General features: G+C 63.6%; 18 protein-coding genes. 15 read left to right on the top strand and 3 right to left on the bottom strand.

Translation table 11 applies throughout. The features are described from left to right. Nucleotides 1-20 precede the first annotated feature (20 nt). The gene (locus LB541_RS00845) at nucleotides 21-809 is read right to left on the bottom strand and encodes a 2-keto-4-pentenoate hydratase (protein WP_224617617.1); all 789 of its coding nucleotides are present in this window, start codon (nucleotides 807-809) and stop codon (nucleotides 21-23) included. Nucleotides 810-1065: 256 nt separating this feature from the next. On the opposite strand from LB541_RS00845, the gene LB541_RS00840 reads away from it, so the two are divergent. The 14 genes from LB541_RS00840 (at nucleotide 1066) to LB541_RS00775 (ending at nucleotide 16613) form a co-directional block, all read left to right on the top strand. Continuing rightward, entirely contained in the window at nucleotides 1066-1473 is a 408-nt protein-coding gene (locus LB541_RS00840) for a DUF3168 domain-containing protein (RefSeq protein ID WP_140494704.1), read from the top strand. 173 nt (nucleotides 1474-1646) lie between these two features. After that, entirely contained in the window at nucleotides 1647-1937 is a 291-nt protein-coding gene (locus LB541_RS00835; protein WP_140494702.1) for a hypothetical protein, read from the top strand. Nucleotides 1938-2008: 71 nt separating this feature from the next. Then, nucleotides 2009-2674 carry a response regulator transcription factor gene (locus LB541_RS00830; protein ID WP_140494700.1) on the top strand — a complete coding sequence of 222 codons (666 nt, stop codon included), beginning with the start codon at nucleotides 2009-2011 and terminating at the stop codon, nucleotides 2672-2674. A gap of 28 nt (nucleotides 2675-2702) precedes the next feature. Then, the gene (locus LB541_RS00825; protein WP_281405892.1) at nucleotides 2703-4091 is read left to right on the top strand and encodes an ATP-binding protein; all 1389 of its coding nucleotides are present in this window, start codon (nucleotides 2703-2705) and stop codon (nucleotides 4089-4091) included. A 187-nt stretch (nucleotides 4092-4278) separates the two neighbouring features. Then, nucleotides 4279-4716, top strand: coding sequence for a hypothetical protein (locus LB541_RS00820; protein ID WP_140520719.1), 438 nt, complete (start codon nucleotides 4279-4281; stop codon nucleotides 4714-4716). A 127-nt stretch (nucleotides 4717-4843) separates the two neighbouring features. Beyond that, entirely contained in the window at nucleotides 4844-5998 is a 1155-nt protein-coding gene (gene ccmI, locus LB541_RS00815) for a c-type cytochrome biogenesis protein CcmI (protein WP_140567682.1), read from the top strand. A 14-nt stretch (nucleotides 5999-6012) separates the two neighbouring features. Next, nucleotides 6013-6456: a cytochrome c maturation protein CcmE gene (gene ccmE / locus LB541_RS00810; RefSeq protein ID WP_140494692.1), complete on the top strand. Its 444-nt coding sequence runs from the start codon at nucleotides 6013-6015 to the stop codon at nucleotides 6454-6456. A 29-nt stretch (nucleotides 6457-6485) separates the two neighbouring features. Beyond that, nucleotides 6486-8477 (top strand): heme lyase CcmF/NrfE family subunit, encoded by a 1992-nt coding sequence (locus LB541_RS00805; protein WP_140520716.1) that lies wholly within the window; start codon nucleotides 6486-6488, stop codon nucleotides 8475-8477. Then, entirely contained in the window at nucleotides 8474-8941 is a 468-nt protein-coding gene (locus tag LB541_RS00800; protein WP_140494688.1) for a cytochrome c-type biogenesis protein, read from the top strand. The genes LB541_RS00805 and LB541_RS00800 overlap by 4 nt, the downstream gene beginning before the upstream one ends. A 135-nt stretch (nucleotides 8942-9076) precedes the next feature. After that, nucleotides 9077-10621, top strand: coding sequence for a Do family serine endopeptidase (locus LB541_RS00795; protein WP_140494686.1), 1545 nt, complete (start codon nucleotides 9077-9079; stop codon nucleotides 10619-10621). A gap of 342 nt (nucleotides 10622-10963) precedes the next feature. After that, complete coding sequence (locus LB541_RS00790) at nucleotides 10964-11638, top strand: response regulator transcription factor (protein ID WP_181165141.1); 675 nt, start codon at nucleotides 10964-10966, stop codon at nucleotides 11636-11638. Nucleotides 11639-11646: 8 nt separating this feature from the next. Continuing rightward, nucleotides 11647-13122 (top strand): sensor histidine kinase, encoded by a 1476-nt coding sequence (locus tag LB541_RS00785; protein WP_140517975.1) that lies wholly within the window; start codon nucleotides 11647-11649, stop codon nucleotides 13120-13122. Further along, nucleotides 13122-16082, top strand: a complete 2961-nt coding sequence (locus tag LB541_RS00780) for a bifunctional [glutamine synthetase] adenylyltransferase/[glutamine synthetase]-adenylyl-L-tyrosine phosphorylase (RefSeq protein ID WP_224617615.1) — start codon at nucleotides 13122-13124, stop codon at nucleotides 16080-16082. Before LB541_RS00785 ends, LB541_RS00780 begins: the two co-directional genes overlap by 1 nt. A gap of 51 nt (nucleotides 16083-16133) precedes the next feature. Continuing rightward, entirely contained in the window at nucleotides 16134-16613 is a 480-nt protein-coding gene (locus LB541_RS00775) for a hypothetical protein (RefSeq protein WP_140555838.1), read from the top strand. 44 nt (nucleotides 16614-16657) lie between these two features. Here the strand turns inward: LB541_RS00775 and LB541_RS00770 are convergent, their stop codons facing one another. Beyond that, nucleotides 16658-18982, bottom strand: a complete 2325-nt coding sequence (locus LB541_RS00770) for a PAS domain-containing sensor histidine kinase (protein ID WP_224617613.1) — start codon at nucleotides 18980-18982, stop codon at nucleotides 16658-16660. A 243-nt stretch (nucleotides 18983-19225) separates the two neighbouring features. Here LB541_RS00770 and LB541_RS00765 point away from each other — a divergent pair, with 243 nt between their 5' ends. After that, nucleotides 19226-19639, top strand: coding sequence for a hypothetical protein (locus LB541_RS00765; protein ID WP_140520712.1), 414 nt, complete (start codon nucleotides 19226-19228; stop codon nucleotides 19637-19639). A gap of 101 nt (nucleotides 19640-19740) precedes the next feature. Here the strand turns inward: LB541_RS00765 and pepN are convergent, their stop codons facing one another. After that, nucleotides 19741-22386, bottom strand: coding sequence for an aminopeptidase N (pepN, locus tag LB541_RS00760; protein WP_224617611.1), 2646 nt, complete (start codon nucleotides 22384-22386; stop codon nucleotides 19741-19743). Between the last annotated feature and the right edge of the window lie 143 nt (nucleotides 22387-22529).

The following is a 22529-nucleotide window of genomic DNA, read 5'->3' as shown; positions in this document are numbered from 1 at the left end:
TTGTCACAGGGGCAAAACTGCTAGCAGAAGCGCACCGAGACCCGGCCGAACCTGCCCAAATCGCCGATGACTTCGTCGCCGGCCTCGACATTTATCGGCGTCACGCAGGTGCCGGTTATCACCACTTGCCCCGGCTGGAGCGTTATGCCCAGCCCCGACAGTTCGTTGACGATCCAGGTCAGCGCAACACGCGGATCACCCAACACGGCTGCTCCTGATCCGATATGCTGCGACCTTCCAGAGACAGAAGCGGCCACCGGGTGCTTCGCGAAATCTACGTCACGCCAATCGTCTTCCGCCGCCTCGCCGATGACGAACAGATTGGCACAAGCATTGTCGGCGATGAGCTGCGGCGCGCCGACAGCGCAGAAATCGTCATAGCGGGAGTCCGGTATTTCGATCGCCGGATGCAAACTCGCCACGGCGTCCATTACATCACCGATTTCATAAGGCCCCGGGCGAGGCGGCAACTGACGGCTGAACCGGAAGGCGAATTCGATCTCGGCGACACGCATCTTGCTTGTCGCCAGGGAAACGGAGCCACCGACCTCGACCGCCTTCTCGGCGAGGAGGCGCCCGGCCATCGGGCCGTCGACGTTGATATGCCGCTGGCCGGCCAGGCTGGTTGCCGCGATCTTCCAGCCGAAGAGCGGAGCCACTGAGCGATCCATGACGTGCGACTGGATGGCGTAGCCTTCGGCCCGCGTCTTCGGCCGCAATTCCTCGGGTATGGCGTCGAGGCGGGTGCCCTTGTCCCAATGGCCTACCAGGAGGCGCGACGCGGCCCTGGCCTTTTCTGGATCGAGCATGGTCAGCTCCTGAAATTAGGAAATGCGGCGCTGCCGGGTGTTGCTGATGCTTGCGGTGCGCAAAGGATACCCGCTATTCATCGTCGCTGACGAGATTGTCGGGAAGTCGTATTTTCGAGATCATCGACATTCATCATCGTGACAACGAATCGGCAATCGTGTTCGTTCGGTAAATGGCTTTATATGGCAAAGCGTCTGGAGTGCGGAAGAGCTTCTGGCGAGCAGGGTCGATAGCGCACCGGGTGAGGGAGAAACGATGACGGCGCCCGGCGATTTGCAACAGGCACTGTTTCTGAGGCTAAAAAGCGATCCGTCCCTGTCGGCTCTGCTGGGCGGCGCCGGACTGCGCGAACAACCAACCGACAACGTCGCCTTTCCCTATGTCACATGCGGCCAGACTTGCGCCTTTGACTGGGACACTGGCGCCGAGAACCGCGACGATCAACTTATTACGCTGCATGTCTGGTCGAAGGCCCATGGCGAAGCCGAAACGCGGGCCATCATGGATGCCATCGAGGCGCGCCTTGCCGACGCGGTGCTGGAGGTCGGTGCTCGCGGCCAGACACGCCTGTCGCTCGAATTCAGCGAGGCGCGGTATGACGAGGAACTGCTTGTCCATCACGGCCTGCTGCGTTTTCGGGCGCTGACCCAGGAAAACGCCTGACGCGCGCTTTCAATATGAACGAAACGGAGTCTAGACTGGAACTTCATGGGTTTCATCGGGTTGGGCGGTGAAATCTCAATTTGTTTGTCTCGCATTGCAGGGGTGGCGAGCATGGTTTCAGCGGCGATCACCGTTCATTTCACGTTCAGCGCCGATGCGTTACAACGCTGGCCATGAGAACGCTTCGCTCCCATTTCCGAACCGCGACCCTGGCGCTCTGCGCCGGGCTGCTTGCGGTGCCGGCAAGCGTTGCGCCGGCAGCCGCGCAGGATGAATCGATTGTCGTGGCGGCGGCCGACTGCTACGCGATCGGCCAGCAGGTGGCCGAGCAGAATGGCGGGACGCTTGCCAAGGCCTCGCAGTCGACGCGAGGCGGGCAGCCGGTCTGCGTCATCGTCGTGCTCGTTCCGGGCAAGAACGGGCAGCGTCCGCGCCGCTCCGAGATCGTCGTCCCGCAGAACTGACCCCGTCGTTTCCCAGGCCGGCGGAATCGGCCTATAGCTGAAGCAATCGGTCAACAGGCAGTGGTCTTCGCATGCGCGTACTGGTCGTCGAGGATGACAAGGATCTCAACCGGCAGATATCGGATGCGCTGGTCGACGCCGGCTATGTCGTCGACCGGGCATATGACGGCGAGGAGGGCCATTTTCTCGGTGACACCGAGCCCTACGACGCGGTCGTGCTCGACATCGGCCTGCCGCAGATGGACGGCATCAGCGTGGTCGAGCGCTGGCGGCGCGGCGGCCGCAAAATGCCGGTGCTGATCCTGACCGCCCGCGACCGCTGGAGCGACAAGGTCTCCGGCATCGACGCCGGCGCGGACGACTATGTCACCAAGCCGTTCCACATCGAGGAGGTCCTGGCGCGGGTCAGGGCGCTGATCCGCCGCGCCGCCGGCCACGCCTCATCCGAACTGACCTGCGGGCCGCTACGCCTCGACACCAAGGCCTCGAAGGCCGACGTCGCCGGCGTGCCGTTGAAGCTGACATCGCATGAGTTCCGCTTGCTTGCCTACCTGATGCATCACATGGGCGAGGTCGTCTCGCGGACCGAACTGGTAGAGCATCTCTACGACCAGGATTTCGACCGCGATTCCAATACGATCGAGGTGTTTGTCGGACGGCTCCGCAAGAAAATGGGCATCGACATGATCGAAACCGTGCGCGGCATGGGTTATCGCATGCGGGAGCCGGAGGCGTAAGGCGAAACCGCTCCCTACCAACCCAACCGTGAGCAAGCGGCTCTCGCTGCGCCTGTGGCCGCGCTCGCTGACGTTCCGCGTCATCGCCTTTTCCACGGTCTGGGCGATCCTGACCCTCATCGTCATTTTCACCCTCATTACCACGCTCTACCGCCAGGCCAGCGAGCGCGGTTTCGACAGCCTGCTTTCTGCGCATCTGTTCAACCTGATCGGCTCCATCGGCATTTCCGACACCGGCGCGCTCACCGGCGCTCCGGATCTCGGCGACCTCCGCTTCTCGGAACCGAATTCGGGCTGGTACTGGTCCGTCGAACCCGCCTCGGAAGGGGTGCACGGCAATCTCCACTCATCGTCGATGACCAAGACGATCCCGTCGCCCGATGTGGCGGACGTTCCCTTCAACGCCAATTTCCAGCGCAGCTACGCGGCGCAAGGCATCGATGGCGAGGAGTTGGTCGTGTTCGAGAGCGAATTCGTTCTCGATGCCAAGAACCGCGCCGCCCGCTTTCGCGTCATGGGCAACAAGACCGAACTGGAACAGGAGATCGCCACCTTCCAGCGCCGCCTCCTGACCTACCTTTCCCTGTTCGGCGTCGGCATGATCGCCATCAACGCCATCGCCATCCTGCTCGGCCTGCAACCGCTGCGAAGGGTCAGGAACGCGCTCGCCATGGTGCGCGAAGGCACCGCGCAAAGACTTGACGGCCAGTTTCCAGCCGAGATTGAACCGCTTGCCAACGAAACCAATGCCTTGATCGAGAACAACCGGCGTATCGTCGAGCGCTCGCGGACTCAGGTCGGCAATCTCGCCCATTCCCTGAAGACACCGCTGGCGGTGCTGCTCAACGAGGGGCGGGCGCTTGGTGGCGCCAAGGGGCAACTGATCGCCGAACAGGCCGCTTCCATGCAGAAGCAGGTCGATCACTATCTCCAGCGCGCCCGCGTCGCGGCGCAGCGCGACAGCGTCGTCTATCGCACGCCGATAGCGCCGTTGGTGCAGCGCATGGTCAGGGTCTTGCAGAAGCTCAATCCGCAGACCAACCTGTCGTTGTCGCTGCCGCCGATCGAGATCGTCTTTGCCGGCGAGCGCGAGGACCTCGAGGAGTTGCTCGGCAATCTGCTCGAAAACGCGATGAAATGGGCGAAGAGCGCGGTTTCGATTTCCGTCGTTCCCGTGGGTGACAAGGACGACAACATGTTCGAGATCGCCATCGAAGACGACGGACCGGGCATACCCGAGGAAAAAGCGCGCGAAGCGTTGAAACGCGGACGACGCCTGGACGAGACCAAGCCGGGCACGGGTCTCGGCTTGGCCATTGTCGCCGACCTCGTCAACGAGTATGGAGGCATACTGCTGCTCGAACGGTCCGGCATGGGCGGATTGAAGGCGGTAGTGCGATTGCGGAGCCTTCAGTGATGCCTTTCCCCGGCCGATCGACATTGACGGGCTGGGCATGTTATGGCGGCGCACCGATTGGCTCCGTAGCGGGCCCAACGGCCAAATTTCCGACAAATATCAACATTATAGGCTCGCCGACTTCTCCGATGACGCGGCCCCCGGCTCATCCATGACAGGCTCCAGCTCAAGAAAACCGGTTGTTGGCATGAAGATTCGCGTCGCGCTTGTTTCCGCATTGATGGCCGTTTCTGGCTGCACCACCTTGGGCGGCAAGGCTCCCACCATCGCTGCGACGCCGGCCTCCACGCCACCCAGCAGCGGCAAAGTCGCCACGACGATCATTTCGGCGATGGGCGGCGGCCTCATCGGCGGGTCGGTCGGCAGCGGCCTTAGCGAAGCCGAGAAGCGCAGCGCGCTGGAGGCTGAATACAAGGCGCTCGAATACACCACGAGCGGCCAGAAGGTGACGTGGAAGGGCACCCAGGCGTCCCGCTATGGCGAAGTGGTTCCGGCTCAGCCCTACCGCGTCGGCTCACAGGACTGCCGCCAGTACACGCAGACCGTCTTTACCGGCGGGGCAGGCGTCACGGCGCGTGGAACGGCTTGCCGCAACGCCGATGGCAGTTGGACGCCGCTCACCTGACAGGCTAGCCGGTCCATTTCGGACCCGGCCGGTTGATGTCGATGAAGGATATGCGGCGCGCCCGCCGTCAAAGCGTCGCAGTATGCTTGTGTTGGCAGGGCAAGGCTCTGCCGTTATTGGAAGAACCATGCTGTTCTGGGTCATAGCCGCAATCCTAACGCTGGGCGCCAGCCTGGCGGTGCTGCTGCCGCTGGCCGGTGGCGCCAGAAGCGCGTCTTCGAGCGGCGAGCACGATCTGGAAGTTTATCGCGACCAACTGTCCGAACTCGACCGCGACGCCGCCCGTGGCCTGATCAAGCCTGCCGAAGCCGATGAGGCGCGCGCCGAGATCGCCCGGCGCATCCTTCGCCTCGACAATGCGGACCAGACCGGCAGCGCATCCGTCGGACGTACATCCGTCGCGACGCGGCTTGTCGCCACCGCGGCCGTGCTGGCGGTGCCGCTGGTCAGTTGGGGCCTCTACATCAACATAGGCTCGCCCGATCTGCCCTCGCAGCCGCTCAGCGAGCGGCTGGCCAAGAATCCGGCCGACAGCTCGGTCGACGAACTTGTGGCTCGCGCCGAAGCCCATCTTGCCGCCAATCCGTCCGACGGCAGGGGATGGGACGTGCTGGCGCCGGTCTATCTGCGCATGCAGCGCTTTTCCGACGCGGTCGCCGCCTATCGCAACGCCATTCGCCTCGACGGCGACAGCGCTGTTCGCCGGGCCGGTCTCGGCGAGGCGATCGCCAGCGCGGCCGGCGGCATCGTTTCGGCGGATGCCCAGGAGGCCTTCGAGGCGGCCCTGAAACTTGACCCGGCCAATGCCAAGGCCGGCTTCTACCTGGCTATGGCCTTGGCGCAGGAGGGCCGCAGCAAGGAGGCGGCCGCGGCCTGGCAGGCGATGCTGGGCACGCTGCCGAAGGATTCGCCATGGCGCGGCGCGATCGAGCAGGCGCTGGCCAAGTCCGATAGTTCCGGCGCCGGCAATGCAGGCGTCGCTTCGAGCGAGCCGGCAAACGGACCGACCGCGGGCGATATCGATGCCGCTTCATCGATGTCGCCGCAGGACAGGGAAGCCATGATCAACACCATGGTCGCCGGGCTCGACGAGAAGCTGCGGCAGAATCCGCGCGACCCGGAAGGATGGATGCGGCTCGTTCGTTCCTACATCGTGCTGGGCAAGGCCGACCAGGCGCGCGAGGCGCTGAGCCGAGCTATTGCCGTCTTTGGAGCCGACAGTGACGAAGCCAGGAAATTCACCGCTTTTGCCGCTTCGCTCGGCCTGACGGCGACGCAATAGGGCTGGACCGGACAATGACACGCAAACAGAAACGATTGTCGGTGATCGCGGGCGGCCTGGCCTTCCTCGGCGCCGCCACCGGCCTGACATTCTATGCGCTCGGCCAGAAGGCGTCCTATTTCTACATGCCCGCCGATCTGGCCACGGCGACGGTGCAGCCGGGCCAGCGCATCAGGCTGGGCGGCCTGGTGGAAAAAGGCACGATCCAGCGCGGGCAGGGGGCGACAGTGGCGTTTTCTGTGACCGACACCCATAAATCGGTCAAGGTCACCTATACAGGCATCCTGCCTGACCTATTTCGCGAGGAGCAGGGGGTCATCACCGAGGGCACGTTCGGCCCGGATGGCGTCTTTGTGGCCGACAGCGTTCTGGCCAAGCACGACGAGCGCTACATGCCCAAGGAAGTGGCCGATGGGCTGAAGGCCAAGGGCGTTTGGCAGGAGAGCAAGAGTGAATAGGCAGGCTCGATATAGCCGGGTTGGCGATCATGGTTGAGACCGGACATTTCGCGCTGGTCCTGGCCTTCGCGCTGGCGCTGGTGCAGACGGTGGTGCCGCTGTTTGGCGCCCGCACCAACAATCAGCGCCTGATGGCGGTCGGCGCTCCTGTCGCGATCACCGGCTTTGCCCTGACGGCGCTGTCCTTCGCCGCACTGCTCAGCGCCTATGCGAGTTCCGATTTCTCGGTCGCCAGCGTCTGGGAAAATTCCCATTCGCTGCAGCCGATGATCTATAAGATCACTGGAACCTGGGGCAATCACGAAGGCTCGATGCTGCTCTGGGTGCTGATCCTGACCTTTTTCGGTGCGCTGGTCGCCGCCTTCGGCTCCAACCTGCCGGCGACGCTACGCGCCAACGTGCTTGCCGTGCAGGGTGCGATCGGCGCGACATTCTTCCTGTTTATACTGGCAACGTCCAATCCCTTCGCCAGGCTTTCGCCGGCGCCCATCGAAGGGCGCGATCTCAATCCCATCCTGCAGGATCTCGGCCTCGCAGTGCACCCGCCACTGCTCTATCTCGGCTATGTCGGCTTCTCGATCTGTTTCTCCTTCTCGGTAGCCGCGCTCATCGACGGACGCATCGATGCGTCCTGGGCGCGATGGGTGCGGCCGTGGACCCTGGTCGCCTGGATGTTCCTGACCGGCGGCATCGCCATGGGCTCGTACTGGGCTTATTACGAGCTCGGCTGGGGCGGCTTCTGGTTCTGGGATCCGGTCGAGAACGCCTCCTTCATGCCCTGGCTCGCGGGCACCGCGCTGCTCCATTCGGCCATCGTCATGGAAAAGCGTTCGGCGCTGAAGATCTGGACGCTGCTGCTCGCCATCCTGACCTTTTCACTGTCGTTGCTCGGCACCTTCCTGGTGCGTTCGGGCGTCCTGACCTCGGTGCATGCCTTCGCCACCGATCCGACGCGCGGCATCTTCATCCTGTGCATACTGACGCTGTTCATCGGTGGATCATTGACGCTGTTTGCACTGCGGGCCTCGAGGCTGACGGCCGGCGGCCTCTTTCATCCGGTTTCGCGCGAAGGCGCGCTGGTGCTGAACAATTTGTTCCTGACCACGGCCACCGCCACCGTACTCGTCGGTACGCTCTATCCGTTGGCCGTCGAGGCCCTTTCGGCCGACAAGATTTCGGTCGGCGCGCCGTTCTTCGACCTCACCTTCGGACCGCTCATGGTGCCGTTGCTGGCCATGGTTCCGTTCGGGCCGCTGCTGGCCTGGAAGCGCGGCGACGTCTTCGCCGTCGCGCAGCGCCTGATGGCAGCTTTCGCGGCGGCGCTTCTGGCAACGCTGGTCACCGCCCTGTTCATCAACGGCGCTTCGGTATTCGCAGCCCTTGGCGTGGGTCTTGCCGTCTGGCTGATCCTCGGCGCTCTCACCGACCTCGCTGTCAAGGCGGGGTTCGGCAATGTGGCTGCGAGGGTCATGGTCAGGCGCCTGCTCGGCCTGCCGCGCTCGGTCTTCGGCACAGCGCTTGCCCACCTCGGTCTTGGCCTGACCACGCTTGGCATCGTCGGCACGCTTTGCTTCGGCACCGAGAAGATCCTGTCGATGCATGCCGGGCAAACCGTCGAATTGTCCGGCCACACTCTGCGTTTCGTCGGGCTCCATCCGGCGCAGGGACCGAATTACAGCGAGGATCGCGGTCGCTTCCAACTGATCGGTGTCGGCGGCAGTCCGGTTGGCGAAATCAGCTCGGCCAAGCGCTTCTATCCGGTACGCCAGACGACGACGACGGAATCAGGCATCAGGACGATGGGCCTTTCGCAGCTTTATATTTCGCTCGGCGACGAGGGCAATGACGGATCGGTCGTGGTGCGCCTGTGGTGGAAACCGCTGGTGACGCTGATCTGGGGCGGCGGCCTGGTCATGATGGTTGGTGCGGCCATGTCGCTGATGGACAGGCGCCTGCGCGTCGGCGCACCCTCGCGCCGCCGCAAGCAGGCCGGCGCCATGAGCCCCGCGGGCCTGCCATGAAGGCGAAGTTGTCCATCGCGTCGCTCGTGATGGTGCTGGCGCTGTCCTTTGCCGGCACGGCGCTGGCGGTGAAGCCCGACGAGATGCTTGCCGATCCGACGCTGGAAGCGAGAGCGCGAGCGCTGTCGGAAGGGCTGCGCTGCATGGTCTGCCAGAACCAGTCGATCGACGAATCCGATGCCGATCTTGCCCGTGACCTGCGCGTTCTGGTGCGCCAGCGCCTGGTCGCTGGCGATACCGACAAGCAGGTGATGGACTATGTGGTTTCGCGCTACGGCGAGTTCGTGCTGCTGAAGCCGCGCTTCGACCTGCGCAACGCTCTGCTTTGGGGCACGCCGGTGATCCTGCTTTTGGCCGGTGGCCTGTTCGTCGTGCTCAGCGCGAGATCGCGCCGGACACTGGCGACAAAATCCCTCTCCGCCGACGAGCGGGCGGCACTGGAGGCGATCCTGCGCCGCGATTGAGTGCAGGCGGCGATCGTTCGCCAACATTACCAAAGTTTCATGCGTCGGAAATGGCGTCGTAATGTACGCCGCTCTAATTCTCTTCCTCAGGATGCCGACAAGGCGCGTCCCTTCGAAAAGAGGATACGAGACCCCATGAATATTGCCCCCAATTCATATTCCCGCACCCGCAAGCGTCTCCTGGCTGCCGTCGCTTCCGTCGCCGTTGCCGGCGCGATCGGCGTTGGCGCGTTGACCAGCGGAACCAGCCCCGTTTTGGCCGATGCCGTGCGCGTCGAGGCGCCGCAGGTCCCCAGCTTCGCCGATGTCGTCGAGCGCGTTTCGCCCGCCGTTGTCAGCGTCAAAGTCAAGGCCAAGGTCCAGCCCACCGCCGATGACGGCTCCGACGACCAGGACGGTTTCGACAATTTGCCCAACAATCCGCAGCTGCGCCGCTTCTTCAAGGAATTCCGCGGCTTCGGCGATCAGGGCGGCCAGAACGACGATGGCCACCGCCGGTTCGGGCATCGTGACCGCGGTAATGGCGAGCCGCGCCCGGTGGCTCAAGGGTCGGGCTTCTTCATTTCCGAGGATGGCTATCTCGTCACCAACAACCATGTCGTCGAAGAGGGCACCGCCTTCACCGTGGTGACCAATGACGGCAAGGAACTCGACGCCAAGCTGGTCGGTACCGACCCGCGCACCGACCTCGCGGTGCTCAAGGTCGAGGGTGGCGGCAAATTTACCTATGTCGACTTCGCCGACGACTCCAAGGTTCGGGTCGGCGATTGGGTCGTGGCCGTCGGCAACCCCTTCGGTCTCGGCGGCACCGTCACCGCCGGCATTGTCTCGGCGCGGGGCCGTGACATCGGCGCCGGTCCCTATGATGATTTCATCCAGATCGACGCCTCGGTCAACCGCGGCAATTCTGGCGGCCCGACCTTCAACCTCAGCGGTCAGGTGGTCGGCATCAACACCGCTATCTTCTCGCCTTCCGGCGGCAGCGTCGGCATCGCCTTCGACATTCCTGCCTCGACCGCCAAGCAGGTCGTCGAGGATCTGATGAAGAGCGGTGCCGTGCAGCGCGGCTGGCTCGGCGTCGAGATCCAGCCGGTCACATCAGATATCGCCGAATCGCTCGGCCTGAAGTCCAACAACGGCGCACTGGTATCCAGCGCACAGGACGACGGCCCCGGCAAGAAGAGCGGCATCACCGCCGGTGACGTGATCACCCAGGTCGACGGCAAGGATGTTGCTTCGCCGAAGGAGCTCGCCCGCCTGATTGGCGCCTATTCGCCGGGCAAGTCGGTTGACGTCACGGTCTGGCGCGACGGCAAGAGCCAGAGCGTCAAGGTGGAGCTCGGCAAGCTGCCTTCAAGCGACAAGCAGGCCTCGGCCGACGACAAGCCTGCGGCTCCGGCTAAGGCCGATACGCTCGCCGATCTCGGTCTGACCGTCACCAAATCCGAGAACGGCAAGGGTTTGGTGGTGACCGATGTCGATCCCGACAGCGATGCCGCCGACCGTGGCATCCAGCCGGGCGACATCATCACCGCGGTCAATTCGATGGAAGTCAACGGCACCGACGACGTCACCAAGGCCATGGACGAAGCGGTGAAATCCGGGCGCAAGGCCGTCCTGATGCAGATTACCCGCGACGACAACAACCGCTTCGTGGCGCTGCCCGTCGCCAAGGGCTGACAACGACTTTTCCAGTGCGGCGGTTCCAAACACCCCCGAGCCGCCGCACGGGAAGTATGGAGCCGAGCACGTTAGTCAGTCATCGTGCTCCCCTCCGGCGGCAGCGGGCTTCCCATCGCCCGCTGCCGCACTCACCCCGCGGGCCATGCGCTCAGGCTGAGCGAACAAGCGGAGCGCTTTGGTGGCAACGGCATGCCGGCAGCATGCTGGGACAGTAACACCAGAGAACCAAGACTTTATCGCGCGCGGCCTGGATCATCTTGATCGCGATGCGCTTTGGCGAAGGCTAAAATGCAGATGCCGGCTACTCAATCTTCCAGCGAAATCGCGTATAACGGTCCTATGAAGATTCTCGTCATAGAAGACGATCGCGAGGCTGCGGATTATCTGCAGAAAGCCTTTACCGAGGCCGGGCACACCGCGCATGTCGCGGGTGACGGCGAGACCGGCTTCGCGCTCGCCGATGCCGGCGACTACGACGTGATGGTCATCGACCGGATGATGCCGCGCCGCGACGGCCTTTCGGTCATCGCCGGCCTGCGCTCCAGGGGGAACGCCACGCCGGTACTGATCCTGTCGGCGCTGGGCGAGGTCGACGATCGGGTCACCGGCCTACGCGCCGGCGGCGACGATTATCTGACCAAGCCCTATGCCTTTTCCGAGCTGCTCGCCCGCGTCGAGGTGCTGAACCGCCGGGCCAGCGCCAAGGAAGCCGAAACCGTCTACCGCGTCGGCGATCTCGAACTTGACCGGCTTTCGCATTCGGTCAGGCGCGCCGGACGCGAGATCACGCTGCAGCCACGCGAGTTCCGCCTGCTTGAATATCTGATGCGCCATGCCGGTCAGGTGGTGACGCGCACCATGCTGCTCGAAAATGTCTGGGATTATCATTTCGATCCGCAGACCAACGTCATCGACGTCCATGTCTCGCGACTGCGCGGCAAGATCGAAAAAGGCTTCGACAAGCCCATCCTGCATACGATTCGCGGCGCCGGTTACATGCTTAGGGCCGGTTAGGCGGCGGCATGGCCCTTTCCGTGCCTGCCATCATGAAGACGACGGCTGCGCGGCTCTCGGCGCTCTATCTCTTGCTCTTCGCGCTCTGCGCCGTACTGCTTGTCCTCTACATGACCTCGCTTTCGGCGCGCATGCTGACCGCGCAGACGCAGGAGACCATCAACGACGAGGTGCTCGGCCTTGCCCGCGCCTACCAGCGCGGCGGCCTGCCGGTCCTGGTGCGCGTGGTGGAGCAGCGCTCGCGCCAGCCCGGCGCCAATCTCTATTTGATCGCCGACGCCAACGGCCAGATCCTGACCGGCAATGTCCAGAGCCTGGAGCCGGGGGTCATCGAAACCGAAGGCTGGACGACCGAGCCGTTCTCCTACCGTCGTTTCGGCGAAGGCGAACTCGACCGGCAGCGCAGCACACCTTCCGATCAGGCCACGCCGCAGGCCGGCGATACGGCGGTCCGATCCGAAGGCGAGAAGGGCCACAATGCGATCGCCCTGGTGCTGCGCCTGCCGAACCAGATGATCATGCTGGTCGGCCGCGATCTGGGCGAACCTGAGCGGTTCCGCGCCGTCATCCGCCGCTCCCTGATGCTGGCGCTCGGCATGATGGGGCTGGGCGGGCTGTTGATCTGGTTTTTCGTCGGCCGCGCCGCGCTGAAGCGCATCGATGGCGTTTCGGAAGCCAGCCGCCGCATCATGGGCGGCGATCTTTCGGGCCGGCTGCCGGTGACCGGCGCCGGTGACGAATTCGACCGGCTTTCCGAGAACCTCAATGCCATGCTGGCTAGGATCGCCATGCTCAACGAGGGGCTGAAGCAGGTTTCCGACAACATCGCGCATGATCTGAAGACGCCGCTGACCCGGCTGCGCAACCGCGCCGAGGCGACGCTTTCGGGTAAGCACAAGACGTCGGACTACCGCCAGGCGCTGGAAGGCACCATCGCCGAGTCCGACCAGCTCATTAAGACCTTCAACGCCATCCTGATGATCTCCCGGCTGGAGGCGGGTTATTCCTCCGAAAGCACCAGTCGCGTCGATCTGGCCGCAGCCGTGCGCGATGTGGTCGAACTCTACGAGCCGGTGGCGGAAGAGGCTGGCGTTTCGCTCGAAGCCGCGGTCGATGGCGCATTCCTTGTCGACGGCAACCGCGAGCTGATCGGCCAGGCGCTGTCCAACATCGTCGACAATGCGATCAAGTACTCGACCGATTCCACCTCCAAGCCGACTGTCCGCGTGACGCTCGAACGCACGCATGGCGAAATCAGGCTTGTCGTCGCCGACAACGGCCAGGGCATTCCGGACGATGCCGATCGCGCCCGGGCGACGGAACGGTTCGTGCGGCTCGAGAAGAGCCGTTCCCAGCCAGGTTCCGGGCTTGGCCTCAGCCTCGCAAAGGCGGTCATGACATTCCACTATGGCCGGCTTGATCTGTTGCCTGGTAATCCCGGATTATCCGTGGTCATGAGTTTTCCCGCGCGGGAGGATCATTGATGACGGCGGCTGCAAAGCGGACGGCGAAGGACTGGCTGTTGAAGCCCGCGGCAAGGCTTGCTCCTCTGGACGACAGCCGGGCCCGGCAGGAGCTGGCCGAGATCGCCACCTTGGCACGCGAAGAAGGATTGACACGGCTGGCGAAATTCCTGGCTGGAACGGGTGAGGCGCAGGACTTCCTGGCCGCTGTCTTCGACCTGTCGCCGTTCCTGCGTGACATGGCGCGTCGCCGGCCGCAGATATTGGATGGGCTTTTCGACCAGCCGGTCGAGGCCCGGCTGAAGGCGATCATCGTGGCGATCGACCGGGCATCGTTCTCCGAGACGATCTCCGAATCCAGATTGATGATGGAACTGCGGCAATGGAAGGCCGATGCGCATTTCCTGATCGCGCTGGCCGATCTGGCCGCCGAGGCCGAGACCTCGCTTACGGTGCGGCGGTTGAGCGACCTTGCCGATGCGTGCACGCGCGCCGCCGTCGATTTTCTGCTGCGCGACGCGCATGGCCAGGGCAAGCTGAAGTTGCCGGATCCCGCCAATCCCTCGAACCGGTCGGGCTGGATCCTGCTCGGCATGGGCAAGCTTGGCGCGCATGAGCTCAATTTTTCCTCCGATATCGACCTCGTGGTCTTCTTCGACCCGGAAGCGTCGGCCGTCGTCGATCCGCTCGATGCGACGGAGCTGTTTTCGCGGCTGACGCGCCGTCTGGTGCGCATCCTGCAGGACCGCACCGAACATGGCTATGTCTTCCGCACCGACCTCAGGCTGCGTCCCGATCCCGGTTCGACCCCGCTGGCGATCCCGGTAGAGGCGGCGCTGCGCTACTACGAGGCGCGCGGCCAGAACTGGGAGCGCGCTGCCATGATCAAGGCGCGTCCTGTGGCCGGCGATCTGGACGCCGGCACCGCTTTCCTCAAGGAGCTCCAACCCTACATCTGGCGCAAATACATGGACTATGCCGCGATCGCCGACGTCCATTCGATCAAACGCCAGATCCACGCCCACAAGGGGCATGGCGAAATCGCGGTCAAGGGCCACAACGTCAAGCTCGGGCGCGGCGGCATCCGCGAGATCGAGTTCTTCGTCCAGACGCAGCAGCTCATCGCCGGCGGCCGCTTCCCGGAACTGCGTGGCCGCGAGACCGTGCCGATGCTCGGCGAGCTGGCCGCGCGCGGCTGGATCACCGCCGAGGCACGCGACGCACTGGCCCGGCAATATTGGTTCCTGCGCAGGGTCGAGCATGCCATCCAGATGGTGGCCGACGAGCAGACGCACACCCTGCCGGAGGATGATGAAGGGCTCGATCGAATCGCGCGCATGCTGGGCTTTGCCGATGCGGCTGCTTTTTCCCTGGGCTTCCGAGCCTCGCTGCAGCAGGTCGAACGTCACTACGCGGCGCTGTTCGAAACCGCACCGGAGCTTTCGGCAGGCATCGGCAATCTGGTCTTCACCGGCGACGTCGACGACCCCGATACACTGCAGACGTTGCACGGTCTCGGCTTCCAGCGAACGAGCGACATCTGCCGCGTGATCCGTGGCTGGCATTTCGGTCGCTACCGCGTCACCCAGTCGGCTGAGGCGCGCGAGCGACTGACGGAACTGACGCCGGCGCTGCTCAAGGCTTTCGGCCAGACGCGTCGGGCCGATGAGGCGTTGATCCGTTTCGACGAGTTCCTCGCCGGCCTGCCTGCAGGCATCCAGCTCTTCTCGCTGCTCCAGTCCAATCCGGCGTTGCTGAAGCTTATGGCGACGATCATGGGCGCCGCGCCACGACTGGCCGCGATCATCACGCGTCGGCCACATGTGTTCGATGGCCTGCTCGATCCCGCTCTTCTCACCGAATTGCCGGATCGTGGATATCTATCGGCACGGCTTACCGCTTTCCTCGAAGGCGACCGCGCCTATGAGGACGTTCTCGATCGTTTGCGCATCTTTGCCTCCGAGCAGAAATTCCTGATCGGCGTGCGGCTGCTCGCCGGCTCGATCGATCCGGCCCGCGCAGGCCGCGCCTTTTCTGACCTGGCCGACCTCACCATCGAGGCCGCGTTGCGCGCTGTTATGGCCGAATTCGAGGCGCGCCATGGCACAATCGCCGGTGGCGTGGTTTCGCTGCTCGGCATGGGCAAGCTCGGCAGCCGTGAATTGACGGCGGGGTCGGATGTCGACCTCATCCTGCTCTACGATCACGATGCGGACGCCGAGGAATCCGACGGTGAAAAACCGCTGGCGCCCTCGCATTACTACACCAGGATGACGCAGCGCCTCATCTCGGCCGTTTCCGCGCCGACCGCGGAAGGCGTGCTCTATGAACTCGACCTGCGGCTGCGGCCGTCCGGCAACAAGGGGCCGGTGGCCACCCACGTCGACGCCTTCAAGAAATACCAGCGCCAGGAGGCCTGGACCTGGGAGCACATGGCGCTGTCGCGGGCGCGCGCCATTGCCGGAGATGCCAGGCTCTGTGCCGAGGTCGAAGCCGACGTTGCGGCGGTGCTCGGGCAATTGCGCGACGCAGCAAAGGTGAAAGCGGAAGCGTCCGACATGCGCGCCATGATCGAAAAGGAAAAGCCGCCGCGCGACCTCTGGGACATCAAACTCATTGCCGGCGGCCTGATCGATCTCGAATTCATCGCCCAGGTGGCCGTCGTCACGGGCAATGTCGAGTCCGGCCGCAGGGTCACGGCAACCGCGGAGGTATTGTCGCGCCTTGCGCCACAATTCGCAGCCGCCGATGTCAGGGAGGAGCTTGGCGAGGCCTACCGCCTCTATCTGGCGCTGACCCAGATGATCAGGCTTTGCCTCACCGGCCAGTTCGAGCGGGACGATGTGCCGCCGGGGCTTTCGGATCTGCTTCTGGCGGTCACCGACTTGCCGGATTTCGGTGTGCTGGAAGCACATCTCAAGGAGACGTCGCGGAAGGTCAGGAAGGATTTCAACCTTCTGCTTCGTGCCGGGCGGCCGTGATCAACGGCCGTGCGGATCGCATCGGGGGTGACGATGCAACAGGAGAAGACCATGAGAAAGACAACCAAGCTCGCGTTCGCCTTCATCGCGTTGGCAGGAGCCGTCGGCACTGCGGCCTATGCCGAGAACATCGACAGCGCAAACATGCGTGAGCGCACGATGATGCGCCTCAACAAGGCGATGAAGGACAATGACGGCACCATCAGCTTCGACCAGTTCTCAAGCGTCATGGATTCGCGGTTGAAGAAGCTGGTCGCCGACAATGGTGGCAAGCTCACGGTGGAGCAGCTCACCGCAGCGCTGGAAAAGGCCCGCTTCGAGCACATGGCCAGGCGCATCATCGCGCGTTACGACAACAACGGCGACGGTACGCTGACGACGGACGACATCGCCAGTCGCGACAAGAAGCTCTTTGCCCTGCTCGACAAGAACAACGACGGAAAGATCAAGAAGGGCGAACTGCCAAAGGGCGGCCGCTTTGGCTTACACCGTCAGTGGGATGACGAAGGCGACGACGGCAGCATGCAATAACGCCTTCCGGCACGGGCTTCGGCGACATCGCCGGAGCCCGTTGCTTAAGCCGCGACCTTGACCACGGGCGTCGCCTTCTTCACGGGAATGCGCACCGACACGATCGTGCCGACACCTTCGGTTGAGCGGATTTTCAGGGCACCGCCTTGCAGTTCGGCCAAAGAGCGCGAGATGGCGAGGCCGAGGCCGGACCCGGCATGGCTCTTGGAGAACTGGTTCTGCACCTGTTCGAAGGGCCGTCCGAGCTTGCCGAGCGCCTCCTTCGGGATGCCGCAGCCATTATCCTCGATCGTCAGCACCAGCGCCCCTGAGGTATTGCGGGCCCTGACCGATATGTGGCCGCCTTGGCCGGTGAATTTCACTGCGTTGGACAAAAGGTTTATGACGATCTGCTTGATCGCTCGGCGGTCGGCGAACAGCGTCAGCGCGTCTGCGATGCGGGTCTCGACGGTGATCGCCTTTTGCGCCGCTTGCAGCGAGACGACCCGGACCGTCTCGCTGATCAGCGGGCCGAGATCGATCTCTTCGCGGTCGAGCGAGAATTGGCCGGCCTCGATTTTCGACATGTCGAGAATGTCGTTGATGACGCCCAGGAGATATTTGCCGCTGCTGTTGATGTCGGTGGCGTATTCCTCGTAGCGCTCCGATCCCAGCGGGCCGAACAGCCCCTGTTCCATCAGTTCGGAGAAGCCGATGATGGCGTTCAAGGGCGTGCGCAGTTCATGCGACATGTTGGCCAGGAATTCGGACTTGGCCCGGTTCGCCGCTTCGGCGCGCTCGGTTTCCTTCATGTATTTGCGGTTGAGCTCGACCAGTTCGCGCGCGCGCTCCTCTTCGGCGCGGCGGGCGAGGCTGAGATCGTGGATGGTTGCCATCAGCCGGCGCTCGCTGTCGACCAGCTTTTCCTGATGCAGCTTGATCTGGGTGATGTCGGATCCGACCGAGACAATGCCGCCGTCGCGGGTTCTGAGCTCGTTGACCTGCAACCAGCGGCCGTCGGCCAGCTGCCGTTCGAACGTCGCGCCGCCCAGCGGCCCATTGCTGTTGGCAAGCCGCCGATCGGAAGCGAAAGCGAGCATGCGCTCTTCCAGCGTGGCGCGCACGGCGCCTGGCATCACGTCACGGTCCGAAAGGCCATTGTCCTTCTGGTATTTGGAATTGCACATGATCAGCCGCTCGGCGGCATCCCACAGCACGAAGGACTCGTTGATGTTCTCGATCGCCGTCCTCAGGCGCAAATCGGCTGCCTCGGAACGAAGCGCCAGGTGACGCTGCTCGGTGACGTCGACGGCGATGCCGATCAACTGGATTTCGGGTGCTTCCGGATCCATGACCTGCGCCCTTGCGCGCATCCATACCCACTGCCCGTCGGCATGCCGCATCCGGAACACCTGATCGATATGATCGATCTCGCGCGCGACGATCTTGTTGGCGAGCTGGAACAAGTCGCCATCATCGGGATGGATGATCTCGTCGACCTCGCCGAAGGACAGCATCGTGTCGCATGGCTCGTAGCCCAGCATGTCGTACATCGAACGCGACCAATACATCTTGCCGCGCACCATGTCCCAGTCCCACAAGCCGCAGCGGCCGCGTACCAGCGCCATGTCGATGCGTTGATGCGCTTCGAGATAGATGCGGTCGGCCGCCTGCGCGCGCGCCGCCTGGCCGAAATAGGCATAGAGGATGATGATCAGCACGCCGGCCGTCAGTACGAACAGCGTCACATTCAGCGAGACTGTCTTGCGCCAGGCGTCGAAAACCGCGTCCTGCGGCACCAGCGCCGCTGCCGCGCCTTTGCGACCGTTCGTCAGGCTGACCGCTGCATACCAGTCCTGCCCGCCAATATCGACCTCCATCACTCCGGCGCGGTCGCCGAACATGAACAGAGGCTGGCCGCCCTGGGCGAGGCTATCCAGCGAACGGCCTTGCCAGGACATCGAGCGCGGCGTCACCGCGGTGATCTTGAAGGCGCTGTCGGTGATGACAAGAACGTGGCCGCGGCTCATCGCGCCCTGGCGGCTGGTCGTTTCCAACAGGTCCTGGATGGCGCCCGGCGCGGTGTCGGACGTGGTGGCCAGCGAACTCGCCAGTTGACCGGACGCCAGCATCAGGATCGCCTTGGCGTTGCGCTCGATATCGTCGCGTTCGTTCATCAGCGACAGGACGCGCAGCGCCGCGATCGCGATCAGGAAGATGACGATGAGAGCCGGTATCGATCGGCGCAGCAATGGCTCCGCCGCCAGAAGCCGCTTGTAGGCCGGTTCGGCGATGAGCCGCGTATTCCCGGCAAGGCCGTCGCCTCGCGGCGTCTCGCGACGCGCAAAAGCTATCCCTCCGGGCGCGCCCCACGCGTCCGCCTTCGCCATAAATGGCACTCCCCGATTTGCCTATGCTTGATGATCCGGTAAACGCCGCACTTCCGAATCGCCATTAAAGAATCAAAGGTGATTCGCCTTGTCCAGTGGTCCGGCGAAAAAAGATTAAAAATCGACTAAAATAGCGGCTTTTCCGCCAACCGAGCAGAGGCATGCGATGGCGATTACCGTGGAAAGGGAATAATATTAGAAATCACGCATATTCCGTGCGGGATTGCACATCGGGAGGAAAGCATGAATCGCAGAACTGCAATTGCTCTCGGCGTGTCAGCGGCAGCGGTAACGCCTTTGTTCGCCCTGGCGGCGTCGGTAAAAACGAGGACATACGGCCCGAAGGAGGGCAAGGAGATTGCGCCCGGCATCAGAGTGGTGGAGGTAGGCACGGGAAACTCAGACATTCCTGCCTACAAAAGCATCTCAATCGTCGATGTCGTGTTTCAGCCCGGCACACATGCGCCGGCGATGGTGATGGACAACGACATGGTATGCACCATCACTGCGGGCGAATTCACGATCAAGAAGGCCGACAAGGAGTTCAAGCTCAAGGAAGGCGACATATACACTTGCGCCAAGGGCAAGACCGACGAGGCGACGAATACGAGCGCCGAGGTCGGCGTGCATCGCATCGCCATGTTGATACCCGCGTAGGGAGGCGGGAATCCGTTCGAGCAGCAGAAGCACAGCCTGACGGGCCGGTGGCGTTGCCTTGGCATTGCCGCCGACCACCATGGTGGCCGCTCGGGTCTGGCTCACGCCAGCGTACGCTCGACGATATCGCTTAAATCCGCCGACAGGTTTTCGGCATTGGCAATCGAAAGCAGCGCTTCCCTGGCCTTGGCCTGCCGGCCAGGTTCGAGCGAACGCCACGACCGGAGCGCCGTTGCCAACCTTGCCGCCACCTGCGGATTGCGTTTTTCGACCTCGAGCACGGTCTGCGTGAAGAATCGGTAGCCTTCGCCGTCGGCGCGGTGGAATCCGGTCTGGTTGGCACTGGAGAATGTGCCGATTAACGAGCGCACCCGGTTCGGATTGGCCATCGAGAAGGCCGGATGCGTGGTCAGGGCGCGAACCGTCTCCACCGCCTGCGGACCGGGTACGCTGGCCTGAATCTGGAACCATTTGTCCATCACAAGCGGGTCGGACGCATATGTCGCTTCGAAAGCCGCCAGTGCCTTGTTTGCCTCCGGCGAACCATGGTGGCGGTGCGCGAGCACGGTCAGTGCCGCCGCGCGGTCAGTCATATTGGTGGCCGACCGGAAGTGCTCCGCCGCAAGCCCGGCGCCATCTGACAGCAGCGAGAGATAATCAAGCATGACGTTACGCAACGCCCGCCGTCCGGCGGAAGCTGCGTCCGGGCTGAACGGGCCGGCGTCGGCAAGCCGCTCGTAGAGGCCGGCGAACGCGTCGCGGTTAGCCCTGGCGATTGCCAGCGCCAGCGCCTCGCGCGCAGCGAAGATGGCGTTGGGTTCGATGTTTTTGCCGATGTCGCGCGCTATGTCGGTCTCGCCCGGAAGCGAAAGCGCCAGCGCCCGGTAGGCCGGCTCCAGCGTCTCGTCGCTCGCGATCCTGCCGGCAAGCTCGGTCAGCCGCGCGGTGAAGCCAGGCTCGGCGCCGTCGAGAATCTGGCGGAAGGCCAAGATCAATGCATCCGTAAGCAGCGTGTTGAAGGTCTGCCAGCGCGAGAAGCTGTCGCTGTCGTGGCCGGCAAGGAAGAACTGGTCGTCGGTCTTCTGCTCGACGGCAAGCGTTATCGGCGCCGAGAAGCCGCGGTTCAGCGAAATCGCCGGACGCTCGGCGACGCCTGAGAAGCGCACCACATGCCGGCGCTTGCGGATGTGGATGATGCCGTCCTCGACGCTGGCGCCGTCGACCGCGTCATAGGCGACCGGCTCGCCGCCGGCGCCAATCAGACCGAAGGCGAGCGGTATGTGCATCAGTCGTTTGCGGCTTTCCGACGGGGTTGGCGGCACCGATTGCTCGATTTCCAGCGTGAATTCCCGCTCCGCCCAGTTATAAGTCGAGCTCACCGCCAGGTTAGGGGTGCCGGCCTGATGGTACCAGAGCGCGAATTGCGACAAGTCGCGGCCGGACACCTCCTCGAACACTGTCAGGAAATCCTCGATCGTCGCCGCCGTGCCGTCGTGCCGCTCGAAATAGAGGTCCATGCCGGCGCGAAAGCTATCAGGCCCGAGGATGGTACGGATCATGCGCACCACCTCCGAGCCTTTTTCGTAGACGGTCGCCGTGTAGAAATTATTGATCTCGCGATAGCGGCGCGGCCTGACCGGATGCGCCAGCGGCCCCTGGTCCTCGGGGAATTGATGCGCGCGCAGCGTGCGCACCTCGGCGATGCGCTTGACCGCACGCGAACGTTGGTCGGCGGAGAATTCGTGGTCGCGATAAACGGTCAGCCCTTCCTTCAGGCAAAGCTGGAACCAGTCGCGGCAAGTGATTCTGTTGCCTGTCCAATTGTGGAAATACTCATGCGCGATGATCGCCTCGATATTGGCGAAATCGGCGTCCGTCGCGGTCTCCCGGTCGGCCAGCACATATTTGTCGTTGAAGACGTTGAGGCCCTTGTTCTCCATCGCCCCCATGTTGAAGTCGGACACGGCGACGATGTTGAAGACATCGAGGTCGTATTCGCGGCCGAATGCCTCCTCGTCCCATTGCATCGATCGCTTCAAGGCATCCATGGCGTAGCCGGCGAGCTTCTCCTTGCCCGGCTCGACATAGATGCCGAGCTCGACCGTGCGGCCGGACATGGTGACGAAACTGTCGGCAACCCGGCCGAGATTGCCGGCGACCAGCGCGAACAGATACGATGGCTTGGGGAAGGGGTCGTGCCAAATGGCATAGTGCCAGCCATCGCCGAGATCGCCCTTGTCGACCGGGTTTCCGTTGGACAGAAGCAGCGGCGCCTCGTCGCGGCGGGTTTCGATCCGCACGGTGTAGACGGAAAGGATGTCGGGGCGGTCGAGGAAATAGGTGATGCGGCGGAAGCCCTCTGCTTCGCATTGCGTGCAATAGACGTTGCTTGAGCGGTAGAGGCCCATCAGCGCTTCATTGCCCGACGGCGCCAGCTCGGTCTCGATCGACAGCCGAAAGCGACGCGCCGCCGGGGGCCTGAGGATGGTTAGTCGGTCGGGCGTCACGGCAAAATCCGTCGGCTTGGCTTTCCTGCCGTCGATCTCGACGCGCCTGAGCGTCAGCCCGTCGCCATCCAGCACAAGCGGCGTAGAGGCCGCGACGCCATCCCGGCGCTCGACGGTTAAAATTGCCGTGACGATCGTCGCGCCTGGCGAAAGACGGAATTCAAGGTTCGTTTCCGGAATGAGATAGTCGCTGGGGCGATAGTCTTCGAGTTTGAAGACCTGGCCAGTGTCGGTGCGCATTCCTTGGTTCCTGTCTTTCCGGGCCTGTCCTGCCCGTCCAAAATTTTGAAGTCCGCGCTCTTTACACGAACCGGCGGCTCGACAAAACTGCGACAAGGTCTATTCAGACCTTCCTTTCCAGCATCGCGAGGCAGTCATGGCCG

Origin of the sequence: Mesorhizobium sp. BR1-1-15 (genome assembly GCF_020165475.1) — a bacterium.
GTDB lineage: Bacteria > Pseudomonadota > Alphaproteobacteria > Rhizobiales > Rhizobiaceae > Mesorhizobium.
The sequence above is the reverse complement of the archived record's forward strand: the minus strand, read 5'-3'. Positions and strand labels throughout refer to the sequence as shown.

Excerpts from the sequence above, each read along its gene's own strand:
- LB541_RS00840 (WP_140494704.1), top strand. The coding sequence starts at position 1,066 with ATGACGGCGCCCGGCGATTTGCAACAGGCACTGTTTCTGAGGCTAAAA.
- LB541_RS00780 (WP_224617615.1), top strand. The coding sequence starts at position 13,122 with ATGACGGCGGCTGCAAAGCGGACGGCGAAGGACTGGCTGTTGAAGCCC.
- LB541_RS00830 (WP_140494700.1), top strand. The coding sequence starts at position 2,009 with ATGCGCGTACTGGTCGTCGAGGATGACAAGGATCTCAACCGGCAGATA.
- pepN (WP_224617611.1), bottom strand. The coding sequence starts at position 22,386 with ATGCGCACCGACACTGGCCAGGTCTTCAAACTCGAAGACTATCGCCCC.
- LB541_RS00790 (WP_181165141.1), top strand. The coding sequence starts at position 10,964 with ATGAAGATTCTCGTCATAGAAGACGATCGCGAGGCTGCGGATTATCTG.
- ccmI (WP_140567682.1), top strand. The coding sequence starts at position 4,844 with ATGCTGTTCTGGGTCATAGCCGCAATCCTAACGCTGGGCGCCAGCCTG.
- LB541_RS00785 (WP_140517975.1), top strand. The coding sequence starts at position 11,647 with ATGGCCCTTTCCGTGCCTGCCATCATGAAGACGACGGCTGCGCGGCTC.
- LB541_RS00765 (WP_140520712.1), top strand. The coding sequence starts at position 19,226 with ATGAATCGCAGAACTGCAATTGCTCTCGGCGTGTCAGCGGCAGCGGTA.
- LB541_RS00805 (WP_140520716.1), top strand. The coding sequence starts at position 6,486 with ATGGTTGAGACCGGACATTTCGCGCTGGTCCTGGCCTTCGCGCTGGCG.
- LB541_RS00835 (WP_140494702.1), top strand. The coding sequence starts at position 1,647 with ATGAGAACGCTTCGCTCCCATTTCCGAACCGCGACCCTGGCGCTCTGC.
- LB541_RS00845 (WP_224617617.1), bottom strand. The coding sequence starts at position 809 with ATGCTCGATCCAGAAAAGGCCAGGGCCGCGTCGCGCCTCCTGGTAGGC.
- LB541_RS00775 (WP_140555838.1), top strand. The coding sequence starts at position 16,134 with ATGAGAAAGACAACCAAGCTCGCGTTCGCCTTCATCGCGTTGGCAGGA.
- LB541_RS00795 (WP_140494686.1), top strand. The coding sequence starts at position 9,077 with ATGAATATTGCCCCCAATTCATATTCCCGCACCCGCAAGCGTCTCCTG.
- ccmE (WP_140494692.1), top strand. The coding sequence starts at position 6,013 with ATGACACGCAAACAGAAACGATTGTCGGTGATCGCGGGCGGCCTGGCC.
- LB541_RS00800 (WP_140494688.1), top strand. The coding sequence starts at position 8,474 with ATGAAGGCGAAGTTGTCCATCGCGTCGCTCGTGATGGTGCTGGCGCTG.
- LB541_RS00770 (WP_224617613.1), bottom strand. The coding sequence starts at position 18,982 with ATGGCGAAGGCGGACGCGTGGGGCGCGCCCGGAGGGATAGCTTTTGCG.
- LB541_RS00820 (WP_140520719.1), top strand. The coding sequence starts at position 4,279 with ATGAAGATTCGCGTCGCGCTTGTTTCCGCATTGATGGCCGTTTCTGGC.